Annotated in this window: 3 protein-coding genes; 1 reads left to right on the top strand and 2 read right to left on the bottom strand. The window is 34.0% G+C overall.

Annotation, left to right across the window (positions count from 1 at the left end; translation table 11 throughout):
• Positions 1 to 135 precede the first annotated feature (135 nt).
• A complete protein-coding gene (locus tag CXF74_RS22295) occupies positions 136 to 378 on the bottom strand; it encodes a phage integrase (RefSeq protein ID WP_198552953.1) in 243 nt (80 codons plus the stop codon).
• Between the two features lie 14 nt (positions 379 to 392).
• Positions 393 to 578 carry a hypothetical protein gene (locus CXF74_RS22290; RefSeq protein WP_198552952.1) on the bottom strand — a complete coding sequence of 62 codons (186 nt, stop codon included), beginning with the start codon at positions 576 to 578 and terminating at the stop codon, positions 393 to 395.
• Between the two features lie 641 nt (positions 579 to 1,219).
• Here CXF74_RS22290 and CXF74_RS21205 point away from each other — a divergent pair.
• Positions 1,220 to 1,930: putative phage abortive infection protein (locus tag CXF74_RS21205; protein WP_101084614.1), on the top strand; the 711-nt coding region annotated here is incomplete at its 3' end.

Below are 1,930 nucleotides of genomic sequence, written 5' to 3'. Positions count from 1 at the left end.
GAGGTTGTACTGCTTAAAATAGGGTGAGCAAATAAAGAGAAAAATAAAGGACATCTCAGCCTTTTGATTGTACCCCATGGCCCACTTCAAAGTTGAACGTGGGTCATTTTAAATTGATTGAAAGATTGGGCAGTCCTATTTTGAACCCTTTAATTCATTGAAGAGGGCATTTAGATAAGTTTGATCATTGTTTGCCGTTTTAACTGAAACAGTTTGAATTCGAAGTTGACGATATTTAGAGAAGTCTTTCGCTATTACGTTTCTAGCAATGGGATTACCCATTAATAATGACATCGCTAATAATTTACTTTTGCGTTTTTTGCCATCATTCAGCGCTTGGCCGTGCAGACTAAACCAAACTTCAATGAGTTCATCCAAGTATCAGACGCCAATTACTTTGACCGATCGGCGTCTTTTTCAGGCAACCAAGGCTTTTGCTCTGCTTCGTTAAGGGTGAACTGTTCAAAGCGTTTGGCTTCAGCTTGCGTACTAAACGTTTTTCGAGTCCGTTTCCCTCCACGGCCTTGGGCGTAGAGCTCAACTAAGTATTTACCGTTAGGCTGTTTTCTAATTGACATAAATGTACCGTTTAAAAGTGACTGTCTATTTATACAGCCTTAGATAGGTATTTAGAAGTGCTTAATGGCGTATTATGAGGTTATTTGTAAACAATTACCTTGGGTAGTTTTCTGTATATTTACCACAATGTGCATATGTAATACAGCGTTTGAATAAAGATGCAAATACTTAAGAAAGGGTAATAAAATCATTTATATGGTGATGTAATGGCATGTAATATTATTTTAAAGTCGCTTGATATATGCTCGCGAAATAATTTGGTCAGCCATTAAGTACTGCTCTTTCATACTGTTTGATAGTGCAATAAAAATTAATTTTAAAAGAATAATAAACTGGAAAGTTTCATAAGCCTTTCACTCTTTTAAATGGAGGCTTTATTTATCATTATTGCATAATAATTTATGCGTTTATATACAGTTTACGTGTTATCCGTATTTCTGTTGTTAATACAGAATTGATCTCGACCTTAATATGTTTGATTGTATATTGTTAATCATAAGATATTGATTTAATATGAGGTGCATCGTATTTTAAATGGCGATAGGTCATTAATGTACTCAGTGTTTTTACAAAAAACACAGAATTATTATTTATAATAAGCTGTTAGGTGCTTTGCATATATTCTCATATAGAGGTAATTTTGAATAAAATATATTTTTTACTAGGGTTCGCATTGCTTGCTGCATCGACAAGTATATACACATTTGTAGATCAATTCGGATGGGGTTACTGGAAAAAAATCGAAGAGTGGGGAGCTACTGGCGATTTTTTTGGTGGTATTTTAAATCCCATTTTCGCTTTCTTAAGCTTAATTTTACTGGCTTATACTCTAAGGCAAAATCAGAAAGCTTTGGAGAATAACAGTGAAGAGTTAAAACTTAGTCGTATAGAGATCTCAAACTCTGTAAGTGCACAACAGCTGCAAGTGCACCAAGCAAAAATGCAACGTTTTGAAGATACATTTTTTTCACTGTTGAACCAATTGAAAAGTTCGGATGAGCCTAAAGTGACAGACTTTGTTTATGATAATATTATGGGCAGGGTTTACGATACTCAATGGGTTTCAACAAGCATATTAAGAGAGTCAAAGACTTACATATACCCTAAAGGCGGGAATTTAAATAAGTATTTTAGAACCTTATATCAATTACTAAAATTTATTGCTCATAAGTGCCCAGAATCAACATTAGTTGGTGAGTTTTCACGAAGTAAACTTGAGTCCACCGTTCCCTCTGAAACAGAGAAGGTTTACACTAATATTGTTAGAGCCACATTAGATTCGAAGTTAATAATATTACTAGCAGTAAATTGTTATTGCTCTGACAAGAATGATTCTTTCTATAAATACTTA

The sequence above is a fragment of the Psychromonas sp. Urea-02u-13 genome (assembly GCF_002835995.1).
GTDB lineage: Bacteria > Pseudomonadota > Gammaproteobacteria > Enterobacterales > Psychromonadaceae > Psychromonas.
Note: the sequence above shows the minus strand (reverse complement) of the source record. Positions and strands in the feature narration are given on the sequence as shown.